The 22809-nt window shown below is 59.2% G+C and carries 15 protein-coding genes and 1 tRNA gene; 12 read left to right on the top strand and 4 right to left on the bottom strand.

The annotated features are described in order from the left end of the window. Positions 1 to 260: 260 nt before the first annotated feature. The 3 genes from gltB (at position 261) to pyk (ending at position 7890) form a co-directional block, all read left to right on the top strand. A complete protein-coding gene (gene gltB / locus M1D88_RS09950; RefSeq protein ID WP_458114341.1) occupies positions 261 to 4877 on the top strand; it encodes a glutamate synthase large subunit in 4617 nt (1538 codons plus the stop codon). Continuing rightward, complete coding sequence (locus M1D88_RS09945) at positions 4870 to 6327, top strand: glutamate synthase subunit beta (protein WP_458114340.1); 1458 nt, start codon at positions 4870 to 4872, stop codon at positions 6325 to 6327. Before gltB ends, M1D88_RS09945 begins: the two co-directional genes overlap by 8 nt. 72 nt (positions 6328 to 6399) lie before the next feature. Further along, positions 6400 to 7890, top strand: coding sequence for a pyruvate kinase (gene pyk / locus M1D88_RS09940; protein ID WP_458114339.1), 1491 nt, complete (start codon positions 6400 to 6402; stop codon positions 7888 to 7890). An 87-nt stretch (positions 7891 to 7977) separates the two neighbouring features. On the opposite strand, the gene M1D88_RS09935 is transcribed toward pyk, so the two are convergent. Beyond that, positions 7978 to 8583: an ANTAR domain-containing response regulator gene (locus M1D88_RS09935; RefSeq protein WP_247044559.1), complete on the bottom strand. Its 606-nt coding sequence runs from the start codon at positions 8581 to 8583 to the stop codon at positions 7978 to 7980. A 208-nt stretch (positions 8584 to 8791) separates the two neighbouring features. Here M1D88_RS09935 and M1D88_RS09930 point away from each other — a divergent pair. Beyond that, a tRNA-Leu gene (locus M1D88_RS09930) sits at positions 8792 to 8873 on the top strand. Positions 8874 to 9665: 792 nt separating this feature from the next. Here M1D88_RS09930 and M1D88_RS09925 read toward each other — a convergent pair. The 3 genes from M1D88_RS09925 to M1D88_RS09915 form a co-directional block, all read right to left on the bottom strand. Then, a complete protein-coding gene (locus tag M1D88_RS09925; RefSeq protein WP_458114338.1) occupies positions 9666 to 10829 on the bottom strand; it encodes a serine hydrolase domain-containing protein in 1164 nt (387 codons plus the stop codon). Between the two features lie 454 nt (positions 10830 to 11283). After that, the gene (locus tag M1D88_RS09920) at positions 11284 to 12384 is read right to left on the bottom strand and encodes a hypothetical protein (RefSeq protein WP_458114337.1); all 1101 of its coding nucleotides are present in this window, start codon (positions 12382 to 12384) and stop codon (positions 11284 to 11286) included. Positions 12385 to 13388: 1004 nt separating this feature from the next. Then, positions 13389 to 13988, bottom strand: coding sequence for a TetR-like C-terminal domain-containing protein (locus M1D88_RS09915; RefSeq protein WP_458114336.1), 600 nt, complete (start codon positions 13986 to 13988; stop codon positions 13389 to 13391). Between the two features lie 81 nt (positions 13989 to 14069). Between M1D88_RS09915 and M1D88_RS09910 the strand changes: the two genes are divergently transcribed. From M1D88_RS09910 to M1D88_RS09875, 8 genes are all read left to right on the top strand, one after another. Beyond that, positions 14070 to 15095 carry an AvrD family protein gene (locus M1D88_RS09910; RefSeq protein ID WP_458114335.1) on the top strand — a complete coding sequence of 342 codons (1026 nt, stop codon included), beginning with the start codon at positions 14070 to 14072 and terminating at the stop codon, positions 15093 to 15095. A 163-nt stretch (positions 15096 to 15258) separates the two neighbouring features. Then, entirely contained in the window at positions 15259 to 15801 is a 543-nt protein-coding gene (locus M1D88_RS09905; RefSeq protein ID WP_458114334.1) for a hypothetical protein, read from the top strand. 135 nt (positions 15802 to 15936) lie between these two features. Continuing rightward, positions 15937 to 16464 carry a PadR family transcriptional regulator gene (locus M1D88_RS09900; protein WP_458114333.1) on the top strand — a complete coding sequence of 176 codons (528 nt, stop codon included), beginning with the start codon at positions 15937 to 15939 and terminating at the stop codon, positions 16462 to 16464. Next, positions 16461 to 17174, top strand: a complete 714-nt coding sequence (locus M1D88_RS09895) for an ABC transporter ATP-binding protein (protein ID WP_458114332.1) — start codon at positions 16461 to 16463, stop codon at positions 17172 to 17174. Before M1D88_RS09900 ends, M1D88_RS09895 begins: the two co-directional genes overlap by 4 nt. Continuing rightward, positions 17171 to 19351 (top strand): FtsX-like permease family protein, encoded by a 2181-nt coding sequence (locus M1D88_RS09890; RefSeq protein ID WP_458114331.1) that lies wholly within the window; start codon positions 17171 to 17173, stop codon positions 19349 to 19351. The genes M1D88_RS09895 and M1D88_RS09890 overlap by 4 nt, the downstream gene beginning before the upstream one ends. A gap of 198 nt (positions 19352 to 19549) precedes the next feature. Further along, complete coding sequence (locus M1D88_RS09885; protein ID WP_458114330.1) at positions 19550 to 19843, top strand: lactococcin 972 family bacteriocin; 294 nt, start codon at positions 19550 to 19552, stop codon at positions 19841 to 19843. 159 nt (positions 19844 to 20002) lie between these two features. Beyond that, the gene (locus tag M1D88_RS09880) at positions 20003 to 22066 is read left to right on the top strand and encodes a hypothetical protein (RefSeq protein ID WP_458114329.1); all 2064 of its coding nucleotides are present in this window, start codon (positions 20003 to 20005) and stop codon (positions 22064 to 22066) included. Positions 22067 to 22097: 31 nt separating this feature from the next. Next, complete coding sequence (locus M1D88_RS09875; protein ID WP_458114328.1) at positions 22098 to 22760, top strand: ATP-binding cassette domain-containing protein; 663 nt, start codon at positions 22098 to 22100, stop codon at positions 22758 to 22760. Positions 22761 to 22809: the final 49 nt, after the last annotated feature.

Here is a 22809-nt window from a genome sequence, read left to right as displayed (position 1 = left end):
CAGTAACGGCATAGCAGGGCATCAGAGTTACCGCTCCGAGAGCCCGCTCCACAGCGTCGTGGCAAGAGGGCCCGCCCTGTCAGCACACAGCTGCTGACCGGTCAAGCCCGGGTCTGGGACCTGCGTAACTGTTAGTTGAGCAGGGCCCTCTGGCCTACAATTCCAAGTACTAACACTTTGTTGTGCCCATCACAGTGGTGCGCAAAGTGGGGCCAACGTTGTCCCTTCCATACGCACGATCAGGAGGAAGGACGTCTCCCATGACCCAAACTCTTCACAGCCCCAACTGGTCAGAACCAAGCCAGTCCCAGGCGGCCATGTCGCCGTTCAAGCGGTTCGCCATGCTGCCGGCGTCCGGCGGTCTGTACAACGCTGAGCAGGAGAAGGACGCCTGCGGCCTGGCCATTATCGCTACGCTCCGCGGTGAACCCGGCTACGACATTGTTGATGCTGCACTGACTGCCCTGCGTAACCTTGAGCACCGTGGCGCCGTGGGCGCGGATGAAGGTACCGGCGACGGCGCCGGCCTCCTGATGCAGGTGCCGGACGAGTTCTTCCGCGCTGTCACTGACTTCGAACTTCCCGCTCCCGGGCAGTACATCGTGGGTACAGCCTTCCTCCCCGCCGAGCAGAGGGAGTCGGACGCTGCCAAGGCCGGCATTGAAGGGCTTGCTGCAGATGAGGGCCTGACAGTCCTTGGCTGGCGCGAGGTTCCCATCGTGGCTGATCTGGTGGGTGCCATGGCCCGTGCCTGCATGCCGTACTTCTCCCAGCCTTTCCTTGCCTCCAGCACCGGCGAGCAGCTGGACCGCAACGAACTCGATGCGCGTGCCTGGCGGATCCGCAAGCGCGCCCAGAACAAGTTCGGCGTGTACTTCCCGTCGTTCTCGTCCCGGACCATCGTCTACAAGGGCATGCTGACCACCGCCCAGCTGGAGCCGTTCTACCCCGATCTGTCGGACAAGCGCTTCAAGACGAAGCTGGCGATCGTCCACTCGCGCTTCTCCACCAACACGTTCCCCTCGTGGCCGTTGGCACAGCCCTTCCGCACCATCGCCCACAACGGCGAAATCAACACGGTCAAGGGAAACCGGAACTGGATGCGTGCCCGCCAGTCCCAGCTGGCCAACCCCTTGCTGGGGGATGCCCCCGAAGAGCTGTATCCCATCTGCACCCCGGGTGCCTCCGACTCCGCTTCATTTGACGAAGTAGCCGAGCTGTTGTGGCTCTCCGGCCGCCCCATCACGCACTCCATCATGATGATGATCCCGGAGGCCTGGGAAAACCACGCCACCATGGATCCCGCCCGCAAGGCGTTCTACGAGTACCACTCCCTCCTGATGGAACCGTGGGACGGCCCCGCAGCCGTGTCTTTCACTGACGGCAACCTGGTCGGCGCCACGCTGGACCGCAACGGCCTGCGCCCCGGCCGCTATTGGATCACCGAGGACGGCCTGATTGTGTTCGCCTCCGAGGTAGGCGTCATCGACGTCGAAGCTTCCAAGGTGGTCAAAAAGGGCCGCGTTTCTCCCGGCAAGATGTTCCTTGTGGATACCGACGCGGGCCGGATCATCGACGACGCCGAGGTCAAGGCCGAGGTAGCCGCCGCCAATCCCTGGGCCGAGTGGGTCAAGGACAACCTCATTGACCTCAAGGATCTTCCCGAGCGTGAGCACGTGGTCCACACCGCAGCCTCCGTCAACATCCGCCAACGCACGTTCGGCTACACCACCGAAGAGCTGAAGATCCTGCTCGGCCCCATGGCGCGGACCGGAGCCGAGCCTCTCGGTGCCATGGGTTCCGACACCCCTGTGGCTGTTCTGTCCAAGCGGCCGCGCCTGCTGTTCGACTACTTCGTGCAGTCCTTTGCCCAGGTCACCAATCCGCCGCTGGATGCCATCCGTGAAGAACTGGTCACGTCCCTGACGTGTGCCATCGGCCCCAACGGAAACCTGCTGGACACAAAGCAGGTCCGGCAGCCGCAGGTTCAGTTGCCGTTCCCGGTGATCAACAACGATCAGCTGGCCAAGATCGCCAACATCGAAAGCCCCGACGGCGACAGGGTTGCCATGAAGGTCCGCGGGCTGTACCGGCCCGAGGGCGGCGAAAACGCGCTGCGTGCCCGGCTCACTGAAATCTGCGAGCAGGTTTCGGGTGCCATCAACCGCGGTGTGCAGTACATCGTCCTTTCTGACCGTGACTCGAACGCGCAGTGGGCCCCCATCCCGTCGTTGCTGCTGGTCAGTGCTGTGCACCACCACCTGCTGCGCAGCGCCAACCGCACAAAGACCGCTCTCGTGGTCGAAGCGGGCGACGTCCGCGAGACGCACCACGTTGCCGTTTTGATCGGCTACGGCGCTTCAGCCGTCAACCCGTACCTGGCCATGGAATCCGTGGAGCAGCTCATCAGCTCCGGCGACGTCCTCGGTGTCACTCCGCAGGACGGCGTTTACAACCTCATCAAGGGCCTCGGCAAGGGCGTCCTGAAGATCATGTCCAAGATGGGCATCTCCACTGTGGCCTCCTACACGGGAGCCCAGACGTTCGAGGCCCTGGGCCTTGGCCAGGAACTCGTGGACGAATTCTTTTCCGGAACGCATTCCCAGCTGGGCGGCGTCGGGCTGGACGTCATCGCGGCGGAAGTTTCGGCCCGCCACCAGATGGCCTACCCGGAGAACGGCATCGAACTGCCGCACCAGCCCCTGCTGGGCGGCGGCGAATACCAGTGGCGGCGCGACGGCGAACCCCACCTGTTTAACCCGGAGACGGTCTTCCGCCTGCAGCACGCCACGCGTGAGCGGCGCTATGACATCTTCAAGTCCTACACCAAGGGCGTGGACGACCAGTCCGAGAACCTCATGACCCTCCGTGGCCTCCTGAAGTTCAAGTCAGGGCTGCGTCCGGCGGTGCCGCTTGAGGAAGTGGAGTCCGTTTCGAGCATCGTCAAGCGCTTCTCCACCGGCGCGATGAGCTACGGATCCATTTCCAAGGAAGCGCATGAAACGCTTGCCATCGCCATGAACCGGCTGGGCGGAAAGTCCAACACCGGTGAAGGCGGCGAGGACGTTGACCGCCTCTTGGATCCGGAGCGCCGTTCCGCGGTCAAGCAGATCGCCTCAGGCCGTTTCGGTGTTACAAGCCTTTACCTCACCAACGCTGACGACATCCAGATCAAGATGGCGCAGGGTGCCAAGCCCGGCGAAGGCGGCCAGCTGATGGCGCAAAAGGTCTACCCCTGGGTTGCCCGGACACGGCACTCCACCCCTGGTGTCGGCCTCATTTCGCCGCCCCCTCACCACGACATTTACTCCATCGAGGACCTCGCCCAGCTCATTTATGACGCGAAGCGCGCCAACCCCTCGGCCCGGGTTCACGTCAAGCTCGTCTCCGAAGTGGGGATCGGCACGGTTGCCGCCGGTGTAACGAAGGCGAAGGCCGACGTCGTACTGGTTTCCGGTCACGACGGCGGTACCGGCGCCTCGCCGCTGAACTCGCTCAAGCACGCCGGTGTTCCCTGGGAACTGGGGCTTGCTGAGACGCAGCAGACACTGATGCTCAACGGCCTCCGCGACCGCGTTGTGGTCCAGGTGGACGGCCAGCTCAAGACCGGCCGCGACGTCGTGATCGCCGCGCTGCTCGGCGGCGAGGAGTTCGGCTTCGCAACGGCTCCGCTGGTGGTATCCGGCTGCATCATGATGCGCGTTTGCCACTTGGACACCTGCCCGGTGGGTGTCGCCACCCAGAACCCCGAGCTCCGCGCCCGCTTCAACGGCAAGCCGGAGTTCGTGGTGAACTTCTTCGAGTTCCTGGCTGAGGAAGTCCGTGAGATCCTTGCGGAGCTTGGCTTCCGCAGCCTGGAAGAGGCGATCGGCCATGCAGAGATGCTGGACACCCGTGAAGCCATCAACCACTGGAAGGCCGAAGGCCTGGACCTGGATCCGATCCTGCACGGCCTCGAGTTCGACGACGACGCGCCGCTGCGTAACCTGACCGGCCAGAACCACGAGCTGGACAAGCACTTCGACCAGCGACTGATCACCATGGCCACCGAGGCTCTTACTGACCGCAGCCCGGTCAGGATCTCGCTCGACGTCATCAACACTGACCGCTCGGTCGGAACGATGCTGGGCCACGTTGTGACCAAGACCTTCGGTACCGACGTCCTTGCTACCGACACGATCGACATCAGCCTGAAGGGAACCGCCGGGCAATCACTGGGCGCGTTCCTGCCTGCCGGCATCACGCTGCGCATGTACGGGGACTCCAACGACTACGTCGGCAAGGGTCTCTCGGGCGGACGCATCATTGTGCGACCGGACCGCAGCAACATCTTCCAGGCAGAGCGGAACGTCATTGCCGGCAACGTGATCGGTTACGGCGCCACCAGTGGTGAAATGTTCCTCCGCGGCCAGGTTGGCGAACGCTTCCTGGTGCGGAACTCCGGTGCCACGGCCGTCGTCGAGGGAATCGGCGATCACGGCTGCGAATACATGACCGGTGGCCAGACCCTGATCATCGGCAGGACCGGGCGGAACTTCGGCGCCGGGATGTCCGGCGGAACGGCCTACGTGCTGGACCTCCAGGTCGCCCGCGTCAACAAGGACGCCCTGGAGTCGGGGGAGCTGCAGCTCCGCGAGCTGGACGCAGAGGACCGTGACATTGTGCACGGACTGCTGGTCAAGCACGTCGAGGAGACCGAATCCCTCCTTGCCCAGCGGTTGCTCGAGAACTTCGACGACACCGCTGCCCGTATTACCAAAGTGCTGCCGCGCGATTACGCGGCCGTCCTGCAAACCCGTCTTGACGCCATCGAAGAGGGCCTGGACCCCGACGGCGAAGAAGTATGGTCTCGAATCCTGGAGGTGACCGGTGGCTGATCCACGCGGATTTCTAAAAGTACGCCAGCGTGAGACTCAGCCACGCCGTCCCGTTCCCGTCCGCATCATGGACTGGAAGGAAGTTTACGAGGCCCAGGAAAAGGGTGTCCTGAAAAGCCAGGCCGGGCGCTGCATGGATTGCGGCGTCCCGTTCTGCCACCAGGGCTGCCCCCTCGGCAACCTGATCCCCGAGTGGAATGACCTCATGTGGCGGGACAAGGGCGAGGAAGCGATTGAGCGGCTGCACGCCACCAACAACTTCCCCGAATTCACCGGCCGCCTGTGCCCCGCTCCCTGTGAGGCGTCCTGCGTGCTGGGCATTAACCAGCCTGCCGTGACCATCAAGCAGGTGGAAGTCTCCATCATCGATGAGGCCTTCGACAACGGCTGGGTCAATCCGTTGCCCCCTGCCCGGCTCACGGGCAAGACTGTGGCAGTGGTCGGCTCCGGCCCGGCAGGCCTTGCGGTTGCGCAGCAGCTCACTCGGGTTGGCCACACTGTGGCTGTGTACGAGCGCGACGACAAGATCGGCGGACTGCTCCGCTACGGCATCCCCGACTTCAAGATGGAGAAAGAGCAGGTTGACCGCCGTCTTGAGCAGATGAAGGCCGAGGGTACGCGCTTCCGGACAGGCGTTGCAGTCGGTGTCGACGTGACCTGGGAACAGCTCCGGCGCCGCTACGACGCCGTCGTTATCGCCACGGGTGCCACCGTTCCCCGCGACCTGCGCATCCCCGGCCGGGAACTCGAGGGCGTTCATTTCGCCATGGATTACCTTGTCCCCGCCAATCGCGTGGTTGCAGGGGAGGCCGTGGAGAACCAGATTCATGCCAAGGGCAAGCACGTGGTGATCCTCGGCGGTGGAGACACCGGCGCTGACTGCCTCGGCACGGCTCACCGTCACCAGGCAGCCTCCGTGACCACGCTCGCCATCGGCAAGCAGCCGCCGGCCGAGCGTGCGGGGCACCAGCCCTGGCCCACCTTTCCCACACTCTTCGAAGTGGCAAGTGCCCACGAAGAAGGCGGGGAACGTACCTACCTGGCCTCCACGGTTGAGTTTGTCGGCGAGAACGGCAAGCTGACGGGCGTGAAGGTTGCGGAGACGGAATTCGTCGACGGCAAGCGCCTCCCGAAGGCCGGAACCGAGCGGGTTATCCCCGCAGACCTCGTGTTCCTGTCCTTGGGCTTCACGGGTCCGGAACCGGCCGGTATTACCGAGCAGGTCCACGCGGACTTCGACGGACGCGGCAACGTGGCCCGCGATGGCTACTACATGACCAACACCGACGGTGTGTTTGTTGCCGGAGACGCCGGGCGCGGGCAGTCACTCATCGTGTGGGCCATCGCAGAGGGCCGTGCATGCGCGGCAGCTGTGGACAAATTCCTGATGGGAAGCACCATCCTTCCCGCTCCTGTGGCTCCGACAGACCGGGCAATCGCCGTTCTGTAGCCACATCCGCGGGCAGCGGAAATTCATCTCCGCGACAGCTTAATCAACGCAACACACTACTAGGGTAGGCATATGAGACGCGCAAAAATTGTTGCCACATTCGGACCGGCTATTTCCAGCTATGAGAACACCCTCGCGGTGCTGGAAGCCGGCGTTGACGTGGCCCGGATGAACATGAGCCACGGCGATTACACCGTGCACGACAACACCTACGAGAACGTGCGCAAGGCCGCTGCGGATCTCGGCAAGGCCGTCGCGATCATGGCTGACCTCCAGGGTCCGAAGATCCGCCTGGGTCGGTTTGTCGACGGACCGCACGAGCTGCACGTGGGGGACACCTTCACGATCACCACCGAGGACGTCCCGGGCACCAAGGACATCTGCTCCACCACGCTGAAGAGCCTCACCGATGACGTCAACGTGGGCGATGCGCTGCTGATCGACGACGGCAAGGTGGCCCTGCGCGCTATTGAGGTCGACGACGTCAAGGTGGTCGCCCAGGTGACTGTCGGCGGCATGGTCTCCAACAACAAGGGAATCAACCTGCCCGGTGTTGCCGTCAACGTTCCCGCCTTGAGCGAAAAGGACGAAGACGATCTCCGCTGGGCGATGCGCCGTGGAGTGGACCTGGTTGCCCTCTCCTTCGTTCGTGATGCCTCCGACATCAAGCGCGTTCACGAAATCATGGACGAAGAAGGCCGCCGTGTGCCGGTCATCGCCAAGATCGAGAAGCCGCAGGCCGTGGACCAGCTTCACGAGATCATCGACGCCTTCGACGCCATCATGGTTGCCCGTGGTGACCTCGGCGTTGAATTGCCGCTCGAGGAAGTGCCCATCGTGCAGAAACGCGCCATCGAGTTGGCACGACGCTGGGCCAAGCCGGTCATCGTCGCCACGCAGGTGCTCGAATCCATGATCGACAACCCGCGCCCCACCCGCGCGGAGGCCTCCGACTGCGCCAATGCAGTGCTCGACGGCGCCGACGCAGTCATGCTTTCCGGCGAAACCAGCGTTGGCAAGTACCCGATCGAAACCGTCAAGGTGATGGCCCGCATCATCGAGTCCACCGAGGTTCACGGACTCGAGCGCGTTCCTCCGCTGGGCACCAAACCCAAGACCCGTGGTGGCGCCATCACGCGTGCCGCCGTCGAAATCGCCGATCAGCTGGAAGCAAAGTACATCTGTACGTTCACCCAGTCCGGTGACTCCGCCCGCCGCCTTTCCCGTCTGCGCCCCATCAAGCCGGTGTTCGCGTTCACTCCGGTAGAGCACGTCTGGAACCAGCTGGCACTCACTTGGGGCATCCAGCCGGTTCTCGTGCCGATGGTTGGCCACACTGATGAAATGACTGCCCAGGTCGACCGCAGTCTGCTGGACATGGAACTGGTGGACGACGGCGACCTCGTGGTCATCGCTGCCGGTTCCCCTCCCGGAAAAGCCGGTTCAACCAACTCGCTGAAGGTTCACAAGGTAGGCGACCTCGCCGACACCCCACGCCAGGGCGAAGCGGTCAGCAACAAGGAGAAGCTGGGCCCGTGGCCGGAGCGGAAGCAGAAGGCCTGACACCTTTGCGGTGTCGGCGCTAGACAACTAAGGAGGGTCGCCGCCAATTGGCGGGGACCCTCCTTAGTTGTTTTAGTCTGATGCTGTTTAGTTGACCTGATTGATGATGGTTTCGGCCACTTCGCGCATGCTCAGGCGGCGGTCCATGGAGGTCTTCTGGATCCAGCGGAAAGCTTCCGGCTCTGTGAGGCCCATCTTGGTGGTCAGGAGGCTCTTGGCGCGCTCTACGAGCTTGCGGGTGGCGAACTGCTCCTGGAGGTCGGATACTTCACTTTCGAGGGCCTTGATCTCCTCGTGGCGGGACAGCGCGATCTCCAGGGCGGGGATCAGGTCAGCGGGGGTGAAGGGCTTGACCACGTAGGCCATGGCTCCGGCGTCGCGGGCACGCTCCACGAGTTCCTTCTGGCTGAAGGCCGTGAGCAGGACCACCGGGGCGATCCTGGCCTTGACAATCTTTTCGGCGGCGGAGATGCCGTCCATGACGGGCATCTTGACGTCCATCAGGACGAGGTCCGGCTTCAGTTCCTCTGCGAGCTGCACTGCCTTTTCGCCGTTGTCCGCTTCGCCGACGACGTCGTAGCCTTCGCCGCGCAGGATCTCGATGATGTCGAGGCGGATGAGTGTTTCGTCTTCCGCGACTACAACTCTGCGCGCCGGCTGGGATGTGGGGTTTGACTCCGTCTGTTCTGACACGGGATCTCCTTGGAAAGGTACGGCGGGAACATGACCATTTTAGGTTGCGCTCCCGCCAGTACTCGGACGTACATGGTTCGTTGCGGCGGCGTTGGCGCGATTCTGGAATTCAGCCTATCTGCATGTAGAGTAATTCCGCGCACTGGAAGTTATCGCGTTGCTCTCACCCTCGCGTTGAGACTACGATTGTTACTTCGGTGTAATCCGCGCCCGAGTGGCGGAATTGGCAGACGCGCCGCACTCAAAATGCGGTATCGAAAGGTGTGTGGGTTCGAGTCCCACCTCGGGCACAGCAAATCCCCTCGTCGGAGGGGATTTTTGCTTTAACGTGTGTACAAAGCTTGTGATGGCGTCCCTCTGACGCTGGTGCGCGGGCTGTGGCCTGGCCGCCCCGGTGGCCTATTCAGATAGGTGGGTGGCGGGTTTAGGACCCTGGCTGGTGGGTCCTCCGCCTGCTGTGGAGCTGTTGCGTGATTCCTCCTGTCGGTTCTGTTGGGTTGGTCGTGGGTGGCCAACGCCTATTCATGGTTTGGGGTTGCGGGCACAACATGACTGCGTTGGCTTTGGTAAGAAAGTCTTCTGGGGGCTCGTCTTAGACGTTCGCAGAAGCCCTATGTGCTCGCTTTGTCCTGCCAAAGTGGGTGTGGACATTGTCCACACTTATGTCTGTTTTTAGCACCTGGTCACGGTTGGCTTGCTCCGATCTCCTAGCCTTACAAGCGTTCATTGACGGCACATGGGCCAACGACATGACTATCGCCGAGCAAAGTTCTGACGGAGGCTGTTGCTTCGTCCGAGGGGCCTTCCTTGTCATAGGCCTCGGGGCGCGGGGGCGCTCGGGAGCTGACAGACACAAAAAAGAACCGTCGACTGGCGAGCCGACGGTTCTTGGAGAGCGGGGCATGAAAGCCCAATTGATTAGGGAGCTTCAAGGCCCCTCCGCCGTCCGTCACGGTGTTTGTCGTCGAGTTTCTGCATTCTGCTAACGGCGCGTGCGTAAAGCTGCATTCGTTCAGCCATGGCCATCATCCGAGGGCGGCGGATGATGGGGCCCTTTGCCTAAGTGCGCTCCGACCAGCGGATCAGCACATGTCGCGGAGGGTCATTTGCGCGATATCCACGATTTCCGCGTCCAACCGGTTTTCTCCGCCTTCGACGTACGGGGCGGGCGGATAGGTGATGGCTATACTCACTTGGCGGTTGCCGTCGGCGCTGGTCATAGAGGCGGTGCCGTATCCGAGGATGTCGCCCGGGTGGCCGAAGGCGAAGCCGTTCGTGCAGGCGTCGTTCCAGCGCCACAGGCCCAATCCGTAGAAGGAAGCGTCGGCTCCTTTCATCTCGTCAACGGTGGCTGGCTTCAGGAGTTCGCCCTGCATTAGTGCCCTGTAGAACGTGTTCAGGTCCGAAACGGTGGAAACGATACCGCCTGACGGTGAGCCAATTTGGTACGCGGGGTATGTAACATCTACTAGCTTGGCGTCTATGAGTAGGTAACCGTGGGCCATGTTCGGGGGTGGCAGTCCAGCTGCTGTCATGGACGTCCCCTTCAATCCCAGTGGCTCAATGATGTCCGTCTCTATGACGTCGCCGATGGGTTGCCCCCGAAGCTTTTCCACCAGCATTCCCAGCGCAACGTAGTTCGAGTGCGAGTAATCGGTCTCCGGGACAGGGCCGTTCGTCCACGGCGTTTTTGCAGACGAGGAAAGCCGTTCAGTGAGGCTTAGCCTCGTACCAAGTACCTCGTTCAGGGGCTTGGATGCGAACACGTCCCGGGTGTACTCCGGCATCCCTGATGTGTGGTTCAGGAGTTCGCGGATGGTGATGGGCCCGGGAGGACGCATGAGGCCATCGAAGTCGGCCAAATGTTTGCCGACCGGGTCATCTAGTTTGATTTTGCCTTCCTCAGCAAGTTTTAGGACAGTCACGGCAACCATGGACTTCGTGACGCTGGCGATTTCTACAGGATCTGAGAGTTGCACGGGTTCTTTGCTCTCCAGGTTTCGGACGCCGATCGCCTGGGACCATTCCTGGCCGTCTTTCCTGACGTGGATCAGGACGGCTGGTGCGCCGCGTTCGATCATCGCCTTGCCGAATATTTCAAGTTCCAAGTAGGGGTTGGGGGATGCAGATGGCTGCTCGGGCGGATTCGGAGCCGGTGTGCAGCCTCCAGTACCAACGATCATCGCCGCTGCGGCCGTGAATGCCACCAGCCGCAGGAACGGTGGTTGAAGCCGGAATCCCGCCATGGCATCAGATCCTTTTGTGCCTGCCGGCATTTGCGCCGGGAATCGGCCATACCTGCCAGAATCCTCATGTTCCTCACGGGATGCCCGGTGGTCAATAGCCGGCCGATCGGCGCGACCGTCGGGATCCTACAAGGGAGCGCTCCGCCCTCTGGGGATCCTGTTGTGGCTCTCTGGGCGAAATCCGTGGACGCGGCGAATTCCCGGCACCGCCGGTAAGCGGGACTTCTGGTTTCAGGTTCGTCTTGCGTCAGGCATAACGCTGTTCTAAACCTGTAAACAAGGGGCCACGCGAACGGGCAGGAGAAACGTCCCTGCCAGCGATTAGATCTCCGCAAGTCAGAAGCGAACGCAGGCGCTGGTGTGCAAGTAGAGGCGAGATGCGCCAAGTGCGCCATATTCGACCGTTTTTGAATACCTGCTTAACGCTTTTGGGAGGGATGGTTAGCCCGGTCTCTTAGTTGAGTGGAAGTCCGAAGTGGTGGGTGTAGCTCGTCGCGTTCATGGACTTGAATGGTTCCTCGCATGTTCCCGTTATTGCTGAACAAACCGAGATACCTGGGCCGATCAGGCTCAACTCTTCAGGCCCGGCCCAGCCGTAGCGCTGCTTGAAACCGCGTTCGATCTTGACCGCTGCCCCGGTCGCCGTCTCGACGATCAGGTCATAGGCCGGGGCGTACCAAAACCGGCCACCAGGGCTGAGGGCACTGCCGAAAGCCGTCCGGTCTCCATAGGAAGAGTGGACCGATGACAAGACAGTTCCGTCAGCGTTCTCGAAATCGATGCGATCCTCCCTCTCCACCGCCCAAATGTCTCCGCTGACATCGGCAACGGGCCGGTCGCTCAGTTGAGGAACTTCGCCGGCGGCCCACCGCCAAACCCACACATCCCCGGTGGCCCCTCCACCTGGGGAGGTTGCGTAGTAGACGGCGGCATCATCGATTGATCCGTAAACCACACTTTTTTCGGCGGGTAGAGACGGGATTGGTGCCTGGGCGAGCACCTCCCCGGTGCTTGGACGGACGACGACGATGTCCCCGCTGTATGCGCCCCTTTGGACCCAAGAGACCAGGTCATGGCTGGGGTTACCGACTATGTCCCGAATGTCCCGAAACTCACCCCATTGACGGCCCGCGCGGGTTTCTTTGGGTTCCATCCAGGCGAGCTCCCTGCTGCCGTGTTCCCAGTCTGCCCAAAGAAGCCTCGACGTCTCGGCATCCACATAGACCACACCAGTGGATGTCGTTGTGAATGACGCCACGCGAGCCGGTGGCCATCTGTTTTCCCCGACATATAGGTTTCCCGCATCCGTGTAGAACAGGGCATCAGGGCCCCAGCCTTCGCGTGCGGCATCAGATAATTCAGATTCCGAAGTCGAAGGCACCGGAAAGGCCGAACCGGGAAGCGGTCTCTCCCCATCCGGCTCCTCATAGGTGCAGCCGCCGACCCAAAACGTCAATCCCAGGCTGATAATGAGCGCCGCTACCCGCTTACGCCCTGATTTACGACTCCACACCCCGCTGCTCGCTTCCACACCTTCACCTTCGAGGGGTGTCATGGAGCTCATCGATCCACCAAGCCGCTACAGGGTTACTGTGAGGCCCCGCAGCCGGGTGGCCCCGCGGGCGGCCCGAGATGGGATACCGTCGCCTCAAGTCTCCTCCGGCACAGAACCCGTGACAATGAAGAGTTGTACGGCGCCAAATTTTGGGGCAGCTTTTCACTGCCCGGTTGTCACTTTCAGAAGGTGACGGCACAAACCTTCCCGTGTTTTCGGGGGTCGTGAAGACTTCTGAACGCTGGCTTGTCGGTATCCCTCTGCACAAAGGTCCTTTCTGCTCGGTACTCCTGTTCCCAAACGAGGGACGCGTGCACGCCGATCCTGTTCGAATTGAGCGCGAGGGAACATCAGACGATGACGGATTCCCGTAGGAATAAGCCAGGAGCCGGGCTGCAGTGATCGGGTCGATGGGCGGTGCGGGTTCTGAAAATGAAGTGTGCAGATGACTTCTGACATTTTGTGCAGTCGACTTCTGGAACTGACAGCCCGGCCCAGCGATGATGGATCATCAGAACGACAAGCAGCAGTCATGAAGCATCTCCTCATTGATTTACCTGCCGGCTGGACTGTGGTCATGCCATTCCCCAGGCTTCCGGACATGAATGCGTGTGAGAGGTGAGACCACCGCCATCGTGCCCTGCGAGTCCTCGCTCATGCCGCACCACCTCCATCTGGCACCGACAGCGACTGATCTCGGCAACGATCTAGCGCAGGTCTGTGCCCCAGGTGATGCCCCTCTCAAACTGCATAGGGCCGGAAAAGAAGTGTGGACAATGTCCACACTTCTCGCTTCGCACCGGGTCGTACATGGGCCGGACTGACCGGTCGTTGGATGTGTTGGGGGTTCTGATATCGGAGTCAGTGCTGGGTAATAGGCGCCGGAATGCACTTGAGTACCGGCGGGTCAGGAATTTTCGAGAAGAAATAAGGGACGGAGGAGCGCCGAGGGAAATTCCTGGCTAAGTCGGAGCTGACTTAGAATGGCTAGAGGTCTTTGCCATTCAGCTGAAATCGACATGCCCTTGGAGTTCGTTCAACGCCAGTTGAGTGGTACGGCGGGCCAGTTCGCCGCCAAGACCTTCACCTGTCACCGGGAGCAGTGCCCGGGTGAGGATAGGGCTGAGGAGCAGGTCGCATACCCAGTCGATATCGAAGCCGGATCCCGATATCTCCCCCCGCTCCACCGCGGCGCTAACCACACCGAGAACTACCGCCCGTCGCGGTCGGATGAATTGTTCAGCATACAGCTCTCTGACATGAGCGTCGGTGCGCACGGATTCGAGCAGTCCGGGAAGATTGTTGCGCATCAGAGGATCTGCAAACATGGCGACCTCATCATTTTGGAGCCGGAGCAAATCTTCAGCCAAAGATCCGGTGTCGACCTGTGCCTCAGTCCCGAAGCGATGTCTGATCACATCAAACGCCAAATGGGCCACGTTTCGGTATCGGCGATAAAAACTCGGACGGGTGGTGCCGACCTCGCTGACAAGTCCATCAATGGTCAACCCTGAGAATCCCTCTGAGGTCATAACTCGTTCAGCCGCCTGACGCAGCGCATCTCCGATCTCACGGTCTTGGGGGCGGCCACGCTTGATTGACATCTGATGAGCCTATCAACCTTGGGAAGCACGTCTGAGTTACCGGGACAAGCTTCTTTTGTTTAAAGGATAGTCTGTAAATAAATGCGGCCCGTAAGAGGGTTGTGGGGACAAGAAGGAGGGCGCACCTTGGGGGCTGCCGCCAGTTCGATGCTGTTAGAAGACGCACTTGGGCCGTCAGAGGGGCGCTACTTTGGCGCGGGCTACAGGAACGTTCGTCACGTGGTCTCCGAGGAGCCGCTGATTTCACCAGGAAACGGCGAGAACAAGTGGAGGGGAGAAGTCGCTTATCCCCTAAATTGGTCGCTCAATGCTGATGGGACAGAGCGGGCGCCTCATCTCAGTTCAGTGGACGCAGTTGTGCTCCCCATACTTGCAGTTGAACGCCAATATCAAGACGCCTCGATGGCAAGCCTGATGCCGCATCGTTGGGTGAGGAAGCTGGAACTTCGCGGAGGGAGAGTGCCGTGGACAGACCTCGCTCGGGTACCGCTTTCCTTTTCGGCTTTGCCCACGCTCCGGTTCCAGGAAAGCACAGAAATGCAAGCCACCGTGGGAAACATGCGCGTCCGTATAGAACTTGTAAAAGGACGGTGCTCCAACACCAATCTGACCCCAACGCCTACCGTTGCGTTTCCGAGATCCGTTTATGCTGGAGGCTACTGGCCCACTGACTCCCGTTCAGTAATTACAAATTTCAGTTCGGACAGCCGCGCCATCGAATCTGAACATGAGCTGCTCCATACTCATGTCACGAGCGCGGCGCCTCAAGGGCTGGGGACCCAGTACTGGCCTGCGCCCACAGCCATTGAATATCTGGTGACCATGGGGCAACTGACTCAGGCCCTCGTATATCGAGTCTGCGAGACCAACAGAGCAACAGTGGGGAATCTTTGGATGCGTACATTGCGAATTTCGATGCCGTTTCAGCCCACAGCCAACAGTCTTCGCTATCGGGCAAGGACAAGTATCGAGCAGGACTCTGAGATAACCATAGGTCAAACTCGCCTGCGCACGCTTCGGGTCACTTCGCGAACCTCCGATGGGGTCCAGGCAGAGGCATCGTTAGCTTTCGTCTGCGGGGCAGCCACCGACATTGGTGAACGATGAGTCAGCGGCGCGGGGCTCTCCAAGGGACTGCGGATGAATATCCTACAGTCCCAATGGCCCTAACAGGTGGTGTAGCCAGATGAATGGTTCTGACCTAATTCTTAGACCAGAGCTGATCCTTCAGTCAGCCGCACAGATACTCACGCGGAATAGATACCTGGATGTGTGCCTTGATGATGTGGCAGCTGAGGGCGGGTTGCCGCTATGTGACGTCGAAGCCACTTACGGAAACATGCGCAGCATTGCTATCGCCATTCTCGACGCCGAAGGGGCAAGCATGCGTACTGCCCAACAAGTTGCCATTTTACGTGCCCAAGGCCAACCTCTTGACGTCCTGAGGCACACCTTTCGAATCGTAGGCCGCAATATGCAAACAATGCCCGTGGTACGTGCGGGTATGCGCTTGGCCATCGAATCACACGAGCAATTCCCTGAACGCAATATCGACCCCTATCGGACTTGGCGGGCTTTTATCCTCGCCCAACTTTCGGACGCTAGGGATCAGGCAATGCTGAATCCCGAAGTTGATATTGAGGCCGTCACGTGGCTTCTGGTTTCCTCAGGCATGGGAACGAAAGAGCTTGTCAGCTTTACAGGTGCTTGGGACGAGGTGAGCCAGCGCCTCGATGTAGCTCTGGATACTGTGCTGGGCCTAATCAGCACCAATTCCGAAGGACAGGCAAATGGGTTCCCTACGCCTGTATGAGGATCATCCGGCGCCTATTGAACCTATTGCCAGTGGCGGACTCAGCGCTGACAAAATCGGACCGGATATTGGACGTGGCATCGGGAAAAACTAGCCATATACACGGGGTGTATATCTGCAGTGTATAGTTCAGACATGGACAACACACAAACCCTGTTAGGGCTACTGGCGACAGGCCCGAGTTATGGGTACGACTTGAAGCAGAGTTACGATCGCTTTTTTGGGTCGAAGAAGCCGCTGGCTTTTGGCCAGGTGTATGCAACTTTGGGTCGACTGATCCGCGACGGCTTGATAATTGCTTTAGGCCAGGAAGCCGGAATCGGACCCGAACGAAAAAGGTATGAAATCACAGCCCCAGGCCGTGACCACGTGAACAAATGGATGTTCACTCCAGAGGTCCCGGCCCAGCGGTTGCAGAGCAATCTTTTCGCAAAAACCGTCATCGCACTGCTATTGGAAGATGACGCTGACCGTCTGCTAGATGTGCAACGAACGGAACACATGACACGTCTTAGGGAACTAACAAGTGCAAAACGGGGTGCCGATTTAATGACGGTGTTGTTGTGCGACTACGCCCTATTTCACATCGAAGCGGATCTGCGCTGGATCGATCTTACTGCGGCGAGATTGACCGACCTTCGAGGACAGGTGATGAGCGCGTGAATGAGTTGACCGATTCCTCCATCCGTCCCATCTTGAGTGGGCGCGCGCTGCAGATGACATATGGCCAGACAAAAGCGCTCCGAGACGTGGACATCGACATCTATCCAGGTGAAATTCTCGCAGTAATGGGACCATCAGGGTCTGGAAAATCAACGCTCTTGCATGCCTTGGCGGGGGTAATTGTCCCTGACGAGGGAGCCGTCTCGTACGACGGAACCGACCTCACCCGTCTAAATGAGGCCAGGCGGGCACAGCTGCGACTAGGAGATTTTGGGTTTGTGTTTCAGTTTGGACAGCTTCTGCCGGACCTCACGGCGCTCGACAACATCACGATTCCTCTCCTCCTTTCCGGAGTGAAGCGAAAGCAGGCGCTTCGCGAGGCCGAGAGTTGGTTGACTCGATTGGGCCTGGACGGCCACGGCGATAAACGTCCCGCTGAACTCTCCGGAGGGCAAGCCCAACGAGTCGCAATAGCGCGGGCGTTGGTCACTGGACCACGGGTAGTCTTCGCAGATGAACCGACCGGATCGCTAGACTCGCTTGCGGCAGAAAAAGTGATGGTAACGCTAACGGAACTGGCGAGGTCACTGGGAACAACAGTGGTCGTGATTACGCATGATCCGCGGACTGCATCCTATGCTGACCGCGAGATTATCGTTCGGGACGGTCGAATCACTGCTGGCCAGTCTGTAACGGCGGTTTCTGCATGAGCGTCGAAGTCACCAAGCTTCTTGTGGCCGGCAATCAGGAATCAAAGTGGCGTTTGGCGGGAATCTCTTCCGGCGTGGCTGTTGGTGTTGCCCTGTTCTTGCTGCTGTTGGGCTCATATAACGGGCTCATCGAACGGGACCAGCGTTCAGCTTGGACGCAACTCTCCGGTGCCTCGGCGGAGCCGTTGACCACAGGGGTTAGCGAAGTCGGAAGGGACCAAGTACTTGCCGCTGTTTCATATGACTACTTCGAGGGACGCATAATTACCCGAATGAATGTCGCCGCACCTCAGGGAGCTTCGCTGTCGATCCCTGGAACCCGGCACATCCCGGAGCCGGGCATGTACCTGGCCTCTCCGGCTCTTGCCGACATGATTGGCTCCGTGCCGCCTGACGAGTTAGGGCAACGGTACGGGAACTCGATGGGAGCCTTGCCGGACGGCGCCCTTGCGAGTCCCGATTCACTAGTCATCGTCGTCGGCCAGACACTTGACGAGTTAGCGGCCGCTCCCAGCGTGATGGTGGTAAGCAACTTTGAGGGCAGTGCCTTCGGCGGGAACCCCGCTTATCAGACCGTCGCCGTGATCGGAGGGATAGCCGTACTGATCCCGGTTCTCCTCCTAGTTGGTATTGTTGCTGACTTGGGAGCCACCGAACGGCGGGAGAGGTTCGCGACTCTCCGTCTGATCGGGGCGACACCGCGTACAGTCGCCCGGATAGCCGCAACCGAGACGGCGATCACCAGCTTCGCAGGGGCCCTCGTGGGTGTGGTTTTGGCCCTTTTTTTCGTTCCTTTGGCCGCTGGGATCTCCATAGACGAGGGTTCGTTCTTCCCCTCTGATCTTTTCGTGGGCCCTTTGTCCACCGGAGTCGTCGTAGTCGGAACCGTTCTGGCCACTACGCTCGTGGCGTGGCACCGCACACGACGCGCGGAAATTGGCCCCTTGGGCAATTCGAAGCAGCAGCATGAGCGCAAACCAAGACTTGTGACGTTGCTACCCCTCGCCGTTGGTGTGAGCAGTATGGTTTCCATCGGCGTTGCTAGCACCAACAAACTGAAGGTCCCCCACGCTGATTTGGTGCTCATCGCGGGTTTCATCCTGACGACCATAGGTTTGCTCTACGCGGGCACATACATCACGTACATCATTAGCCGAGCGGCACTACGTTTTGCACGCGGAGCTGCGGGAGTTATAGCCCTGAACCGGATTTCCAGGACTCCCCGCGCAACGTTCCGATCTGTAAGTGGCCTAGTACTGGCTCTGTTCTTGGTGTCAGTAATCGCCGCGTCGATCACGACCGTGCAGCAGGAGAGCGGACCTGTCGATGATTCGCAACACCTGTCAATGTCCACGCTCATAGGGCCTATCAGCACGCACTCTGCGCCACCCGAAAATGAGCTCGCCCAACTGGAGCAGTCACCAAGTATCCAAAATGTTGGCCTCGGCTACTATCACCGGAGTCTTGGTGGACCCTTCTTTCACCGGGCTGATGCGGAAGCATTAGGACTTATCCCGTCTACGAAAGGCGATGGTATCAAGCACGCTGAATTCGTCGAGCTGAACCCGGGCTTCCTAGGAAACGAGGCCATCACAGCTGCTGAAGCCCCCCACGTCGACCCGAATGAGCTCAGCCAGCCCATCGTCCTTATGGAGACCGATGGTACGGAGGAAGGATTAGAGCGGGCACGGACCGCAGCTGTGGCCAGCGGAATACCTTTTGTAGATTCACCCCGCACGCGGGGTGAGGCGCAGTCAACGGATATGATCAGCATTGCGCGCAGCTTCGCAGATTTGGCAAATCTGGCGATCTTGGTGGCAACGCTTATCTCGGCGATTTCACTGGCTGTGGCGACCACGGCCGGCATTCTTGATCGGCGACGGGTTTTCGGCCTCTTGCGGCTCACTGGAATGCCGGCTCGAACCCTGCGGAGAATCATCGTTGGTGAAACGGCACTACCACTTGCTAGTGTTTTCGGCGTCTGCATCTCGCTAGGCTTCCTTGTGGCCTGGGCAATCCTCGCTGGCCTGACCGAGGGCAGACGAACGATTTCCTGGCCTGACCCCGCTTACTACGCTGTTCTGGCGATGAGTATCCTTCTAGCCGTTTTGGCAGTTGCCGCCACTTTCAAGACCGCCCGAAAAATTACCGAGAACCACACCACGCGCTTCGAATAGGATCGCCGGACCCATACTCCAGCACCACCCTCTTAGATTCAGGGATTTCCAGGTGCGTCCTGCATTCTATCTCTCGCAATCTTTACGTTACGGACCAGTTTGTAAATTTATGAAACTGGGAATAGTCTGTGAACGTTCGAGGGAGATGCGCACTTCAAACGGAGTGTTTGCGGCCCTTATTTAGCGAAGGCGGAGCTTATGCAGACGAAGATCAAAAAGATCGCTCTTGGGGGCGCTATGGCTATCGGTATCGGAGTCGCAGGACTCAGTGTTGCTGTGCCTGCTCAAGCCGCGACCCAGTATCCGGGCGGCGGCACGTGGAACTATGGAAACTCCGTGGGGTGGAACTACTCGGACTTTAATATCGGATATAACCATGCTTCGACGGTTGTCTGTGGAGCGAACTCTGACAGGAAAACTGCAGGACCCGGGTCATGGTCCAATGCTGGACTCTGGGCAGCCAGCGGCTGCAACTACTACTACAGCTACTAGATCCCAGACGCATGTTCATCGCTGCTTTCTACCGACGCCCAGTCGATAGCAGACCAGCTCTCATCATGAGATAGAACAGGCCGATATCGGCTCGCACCACACATACCTAAATGGCCCACCCTGACGGGATTTCGCGTGTTTATTAGAGTTGCTCATCCCGTGCTGAGAATCAGCATTATTTCTGCCGTGATATTCGCCATCGTCGTAGTCTTCCTGTCCTATCAAATGAAGGACGCGAGCATCCCGCCGGGAACGCAGGGCCAATTCGCGGTGACCCGCAGCTCCCTTACCCAGCCGGAAGCCATAGCGGCCATCGAAACGGCTGCCCAGAAGCTCAATATCAATGTCTACAAGCGGGGAACCAATCCTGCTCAGGTATCAGCCGCCCCCTGGTACTTCTCGTTTATAGGTAATTCGGAGAGCCACAACAAAAACATGGGGGTACACGGCTACCCCGCCTTTGACCCATCACGGTCGCCATCCACAATTAGCGGAAGTGAAATTGGCAACCAAGGTGTCACCGGCTCATACACAACGACAGCCGGCGGCCCCGTACTCAAATCTCTGCTCGTGGCCCTAGACACCGCCGGTATCGAAAACGAGATCACGAGTGAAACGGCCCTTGAAACTTTTCTTCGCGGCGTCCTCACTACTTCATCAGCACCCATTCTGATCGCACTACTTTTGGCATTGGGTCTTAGCGTCTTCTATACCGCAAGCTATAACCGCAAGTCGTCTGGCATTAAATTCCTGCACGGCTATGGAACCGTCCGACGCGCGGCCGCTGAGTTGTTTGCCTTCAGCCGCCTTTTTTTCGTCGCCGGGCTGGCGCTATCAGCGTGCACAACCGTCTTCCTGCTCTTGTATAACGGGCTGAATCAGTATTTTCAGTTCATGGCCTGGTTGCTGGCCTCCCTTGGAGTCATCTACATTTTCATGCTCCTGGCCTATGCTGCGGCATTGATTGCCTTACCTCCATTGAGAATCGCGCAGCTACTCAAGGGTGAGAAGCCCTTGACGCAGCTGGGGATGGCCGCGGGACTTACACAGGCGGTGAGCCTAGTACTCGTATATGCAGTCGCAACCACGGCATGGACAAGCTATTCGACTCTGACCAAGGATGAGCTGAGCCTTGAGCGGTGGGCCGGCGAAGAACACTCCGTCACCATGCAAATCAACCCCTACACACTCAACGACCGGGATTCAAAGAATATTGACCCAGCCGTTCGCCAGGTTTTTCGCGATTTCCTCCCTACGTACACCGAGATGGATTCTCGAGGCATGGCCGTGTTGAGTGTTCACCCCCGACAGAATCCAAATCAAACTGAGGCGAGAGGGTTGAGCCCGTACAACCCCGAAAGTGGAAACAGCCTGATCGTCAACAATACGTACCTTGACAGAAATGCGGTCTTGGATGAATCAGGTGGGCGGATCGTCGCTTTGCCCAAACAACGCAATCACATCGAGCTCCTCGTGCCGAGCAGCGCGAAAAGCGACACTGCCCGAATCGTCAACGAGTTCCGAAACCTGAATTGGCACACGTGGGAACTCGGTACCCCGATGGGCACGCTTCCGCCAGTGGACATATCTGTGACGTATACGAAGGACGGCCAAGATATCTTCAACTACGGCGATACAGCAGACATGAAGAGCTGGATCCAGCGGGACCCGGTCATCGCTGTAGTGACAGAGGCATCTGATTTCTTCAGCGGCTGGTATCTGCTAACCGTAGCCGCGAACAGCGGGCAGATAACGTTCACGGAACCAAAGGAATTGGACAATGCAGTCGTGGCTTCCGGTTTGGACAAGCACCTAGTTGGAGTCAGTTCCTCCAGCATCAGGGCGCTCGAAGAGTTGGATAAGCGCAAGACAGAGATGGCCATGCACCTAGTTAACATTGCCGTTTCCTTCTTGGTTCTCTTGCTCTCGATCAGCATCCTGGCTGCGATTTATGTCGACCGCAATAGAGTGTCCGTTTTTCTGAAGCATGTTCACGGGTGGACCTACTTTAGGACTCATGGTTTTTACGTGCTCATCAATGGGATGGGCGGTGCATTAGCACTTTTGGTAGCCACAAATACGATCAGCGAGCTGGCCCGTACTGAACGAACGCTAGCGCTGCTGATTGGAGGCATCCTCCTTGTTTTCGCCCTTACCGGGGTAATGGTCGCCGTCCAAGCAGATGAAAAGAAGACTCGAGGGGACTATGTCAAGCGATCGTGAACCACAACTGCTGAATTTGGAGAAGACAGAGATGAAACGAACGATTGCTCTTGACCCGATTTCTATCAAGGCGAGCGGAATAGGAAAGCAGTTTGGAGATCGCAATTTGTGGAACGGCATGTCGTTCACCATTCGTGGTGGTGAAATGGTCGCCATCTCGGGCGTCAGCGGTTCCGGCAAAACTACGCTCCTGAACTGCATCGGCCTCCTCGAAAAAATCAGCACGGGCTCTCTAACCATCGGGGACCAGGATGTCTCAAAAATAAGAGGGGCAGGCCGGCGAAATTTCTTCCGGAAAAAGCTGGGGTATCTATTCCAGAATTTCGGGTTAGTCGACTCGTGGACCGTAGATCAGAACCTGGATGTCGCTTTGGCCTACTCAAAGTTGCGATCAGCTGAAAAGGTACGGGAAAAGCTAACTGCGCTCGAGCGAGTTGGCCTAGCCGATCTTCAGCATGAAAAGGTCTTCAAAATTAGCGGGGGCGAACAGCAAAGAACTGCTTTGGCTCGATTGTTGCTCAAGCGTCCGTCGGTGATACTAGCCGACGAGCCTACCGGGTCTCTCGACCGAACCAACGCAGACACTGTGATGAGAATTTTGAAGGAATTTCAGGCGAATGGCGCCATGGTTCTCATTTCTACTCATGACCCTCGAGTTGTTGAGCAGTGCGATCGGACGATTGCTCTGAACTGACGCCGAATGAGGCGGCTCGCACGAGTGAACCTAAAGTGATCGGAGCGCA

Source organism: Arthrobacter sp. R1-13 (assembly GCF_054161475.1).
Note: the sequence above shows the minus strand (reverse complement) of the source record. Positions and strands in the feature narration are given on the sequence as shown.